Origin of the sequence: Streptomyces sulphureus DSM 40104 (genome assembly GCF_000381025.1) — a bacterium.
Taxonomy (GTDB): domain Bacteria; phylum Actinomycetota; class Actinomycetes; order Streptomycetales; family Streptomycetaceae; genus Streptomyces; species Streptomyces sulphureus.
In genome coordinates, this window is sequence record NZ_KB905837.1 from 1 (window position 1) to 3,682 (window position 3,682).

A 3,682-nucleotide genomic window follows, 5' to 3' on the forward strand; every position below is an offset into this window, starting at 1 on the left:
TCGTCTGTACGCTGTTTCTCACGCTTTCTATCGACCTTCTGGACATTATCCTGTACAACATCCATAAACTGTCCCACACGCTCGAATTTGGAATCATTAAAGAATTTCTCTTTAAGCCTATTAAACCCTTTCTCAAACCCAGGGAAATTCGCCCTCGCAGCACGATATAAAGTCACTGTACTATCTTGAAATTTCTCTGATACATTCAACTGCTCATTCAAACTATCATTCTCTCGCTTTAATTTATTAACCTCTTTACTTTTTTCGTGATACCCCTCTTTCCATGTATTCACTACTTCTTTCAAACTCTCTCTACGTTTTTTTAATTCTTGATTTTCTGTGTAATAGTCTGTGCTCTTAATATTTTCGTAATCATCAACAATCCGTTCTGCAGAAGAGATTGTTTCTTGCAGGCGTTCAAATTCATCAGCAGTTAATATCTTTCTACCAGTCTCTTCACGTCCAGAGAACAAACCTGTACGCTCATTTTCATAATCAAAGGGTTTCGTAGACCTCATATGCTCTATTCCACTCTGTAACTGCTTATTTGCCTTCTGTAACTCATCCTTAACTTCTTGCAGTTCCTGTTTATGAAATACAGTATCTTTCTTGTACTGATCCATCGCTTTATGTTCTCGTTCTGTAACCTCTTTGGACGTGCCTCTTTCAAGTTCATAACCTTTCTCATTCACATACTCATTAAATCTATCTTGTAATTGAGTAAAGTCTTTCTTGTTGCCTAACTGTTCTTTTGCAGACAATCTCCCGTCCTCTGTTAAAGGGACAAAACCAAAGTGCATATGTGGGACTCTTTCATCCAGATGGACAGTCGCATACAGCATATTTTCCTTACCGTATTCATTTTCTAGAAACTCCAAGCTATCTTTAAAAAATCGTTCTATTTCTTCTCCGCTTAAATCATCAAAGAAATCTTTATCACTTGTAACCAGTCCGTCCACATGTCGAATTGCATCTGACCGAATTTTACGTTTCCCTGAATAATTCTCATCAATCGTTTCATCAATTTTATCTTTATACTTTATATTTTGTGCGTTAATCAAATCATAATTTTTATATGTTTCCTCATGATTTATGTCTTTATTATTATAGTTTTTATTCTCTCTTTGATTATGTCTTTGTATCCCGTTTGTATTACTTGATCCTTTAACTCTGGCAACCCTCAAAATTGAATGAGACATGCTACACCTCCGGATAATAAATATATATAAACGTATATAGATTTCATAAAGTCTAACACACTAGACTTATTTACTTCGTAATTAAGTCGTTAAACCGTGTGCTCTACGACCAAAACTATAAAACCTTTAAGAACTTTCTTTTTTTACAAGAAAAAAGAAATTAGATAAATCTCTCATATCTTTTATTCAATAATCGCATCCGATTGCAGTATAAATTTAACGATCACTCATCATGTTCATATTTATCAGAGCTCGTGCTATAATTATACTAATTTTATAAGGAGGAAAAAATATGGGCATTTTTAGTATTTTTGTAATCAGCACAGTTCATTATCAACCAAACAAAAAATAAGTGGTTATAATGAATCGTTAATAAGCAAAATTCATATAACCAAATTAAAGAGGGGTATAATGAACGAGAAAAATATAAAACACAGTCAAAACTTTATTACTTCAAAACATAATATAGATAAAATAATGACAAATATAAGATTAAATGAACATGATAATATCTTTGAAATCGGCTCAGGAAAAGGCCATTTTACCCTTGAATTAGTAAAGAGGTGTAATTTCGTAACTGCCATTGAAATAGACCATAAATTATGCAAAACTACAGAAAATAAACTTGTTGATCACGATAATTTCCAAGTTTTAAACAAGGATATATTGCAGTTTAAATTTCCTAAAAACCAATCCTATAAAATATATGGTAATATACCTTATAACATAAGTACGGATATAATACGCAAAATTGTTTTTGATAGTATAGCTAATGAGATTTATTTAATCGTGGAATACGGGTTTGCTAAAAGATTATTAAATACAAAACGCTCATTGGCATTACTTTTAATGGCAGAAGTTGATATTTCTATATTAAGTATGGTTCCAAGAGAATATTTTCATCCTAAACCTAAAGTGAATAGCTCACTTATCAGATTAAGTAGAAAAAAATCAAGAATATCACACAAAGATAAACAAAAGTATAATTATTTCGTTATGAAATGGGTTAACAAAGAATACAAGAAAATATTTACAAAAAATCAATTTAACAATTCCTTAAAACATGCAGGAATTGACGATTTAAACAATATTAGCTTTGAACAATTCTTATCTCTTTTCAATAGCTATAAATTATTTAATAAGTAAGTTAAGGGATGCATAAACTGCATCCCTTAACTTGTTTTTCGTGTGCCTATTTTTTGTGAATCGATTATGTCTTTTGCGCAGTCGGCTTAAACCAGTTTTCGCTGGTGCGAAAAAAGAGTGTCTTGTGACACTCTTAAATTCAAAATCTATCGGTCAGATTTATACCGATTTGATTTTATATATTCTTGAATAACATACGCCGAGTTATCACATAAAAGCGGGAACCAATCATCAAATTTAAACTTCATTGCATAATCCATTAAACTCTTAAATTCTACGATTCCTTGTTCATCAATAAACTCAATCATTTCTTTAATTAATTTATATCTATCTGTTGTTGTTTTCTTTAATAATTCATCAACATCTACACCGCCATAAACTATCATATCTTCTTTTTGATATTTAAATTTATTAGGATCGTCCATGTGAAGCATATATCTCACAAGACCTTTCACACTTCCTGCAATCTGCGGAATAGTCGCATTCAATTCTTCTGTAATTATTTTTATCTGTTCATAAGATTTATTACCCTCATACATCACTAGAATATGATAATGCTCTTTTTTCATCCTACCTTCTGTATCAGTATCCCTATCATGTAATGGAGACACTACAAATTGAATGTGTAACTCTTTTAAATACTCTAACCACTCGGCTTTTGCTGATTCTGGATATAAAACAAATGTCCAATTACGTCCTCTTGAATTTTTCTTGTTTTCAGTTTCTTTTATTACATTTTCGCTCATGATATAATAACGGTGCTAATACACTTAACAAAATTTAGTCATAGATAGGCAGCATGCCAGTGCTGTCTATCTTTTTTTGTTTAAAATGCACCGTATTCCTCCTTTGCATATTTTTTTATTAGAATACCGGTTGCATCTGATTTGCTAATATTATATTTTTCTTTGATTCTATTTAATATCTCATTTTCTTCTGTTGTAAGTCTTAAAGTAACAGCAACTTTTTTCTCTTCTTTTCTATCTACAACCATCACTGTACCTCCCAACATCTGTTTTTTTCACTTTAACATAAAAAACAACCTTTTAACATTAAAAACCCAATATTTATTTATTTGTTTGGACAATGGACAATGGACACCTAGGGGGGAGGTCGTAGTACCCCCCTATGTTTTCTCCCCTAAATAACCCCAAAAATCTAAGAAAAAAAGACCTCAAAAAGGTCTTTAATTAACATCTCAAATTTCGCATTTATTCCAATTTCCTTTTTGCGTGTGATGCGCTGCGTCCATTAAAAATCCTAGAGCTTTGCAACCGAAAGTTAATAGCTGTCGCTACTACTTTCGCTTACGCTCTAAGTATATTTTAAGGACTGTC

The 3,682-nt window shown here is 31.7% G+C and carries 5 protein-coding genes; 2 read left to right on the forward strand and 3 right to left on the reverse strand.

The window, feature by feature from the left end:
- Positions 1 to 1,199, reverse strand: a 1,199-nt coding sequence (mobV, locus tag F603_RS34525) for a MobV family relaxase (protein WP_078503799.1), incomplete at its 3' end; no start/stop codon positions are given.
- 292 nt (positions 1,200 to 1,491) lie between these two features.
- On the opposite strand from mobV, the gene ermCL reads away from it, so the two are divergent.
- Together ermCL and erm(C) are read left to right on the forward strand one after the other, a co-directional pair.
- Positions 1,492 to 1,551 carry a 23S rRNA methylase leader peptide ErmCL gene (ermCL, locus tag F603_RS35290; RefSeq protein WP_002497446.1) on the forward strand — a complete coding sequence of 20 codons (60 nt, stop codon included), beginning with the start codon at positions 1,492 to 1,494 and terminating at the stop codon, positions 1,549 to 1,551.
- A 59-nt stretch (positions 1,552 to 1,610) separates the two neighbouring features.
- Positions 1,611 to 2,345 (forward strand): 23S rRNA (adenine(2058)-N(6))-methyltransferase Erm(C), encoded by a 735-nt coding sequence (erm(C), locus tag F603_RS34530; RefSeq protein WP_007410443.1) that lies wholly within the window; start codon positions 1,611 to 1,613, stop codon positions 2,343 to 2,345.
- Between the two features lie 146 nt (positions 2,346 to 2,491).
- On the opposite strand, the gene F603_RS34535 is transcribed toward erm(C), so the two are convergent.
- Positions 2,492 to 3,091, reverse strand: coding sequence for a replication protein (locus F603_RS34535; RefSeq protein WP_012816703.1), 600 nt, complete (start codon positions 3,089 to 3,091; stop codon positions 2,492 to 2,494).
- An 80-nt stretch (positions 3,092 to 3,171) separates the two neighbouring features.
- The gene (locus F603_RS34540) at positions 3,172 to 3,342 is read right to left on the reverse strand and encodes a ribbon-helix-helix domain-containing protein (protein WP_425427034.1); all 171 of its coding nucleotides are present in this window, start codon (positions 3,340 to 3,342) and stop codon (positions 3,172 to 3,174) included.
- Positions 3,343 to 3,682: the final 340 nt, after the last annotated feature.

Excerpts from the sequence above, each read along its gene's own strand:
- F603_RS34535 (WP_012816703.1), bottom strand. The coding sequence starts at position 3,091 with ATGAGCGAAAATGTAATAAAAGAAACTGAAAACAAGAAAAATTCAAGA.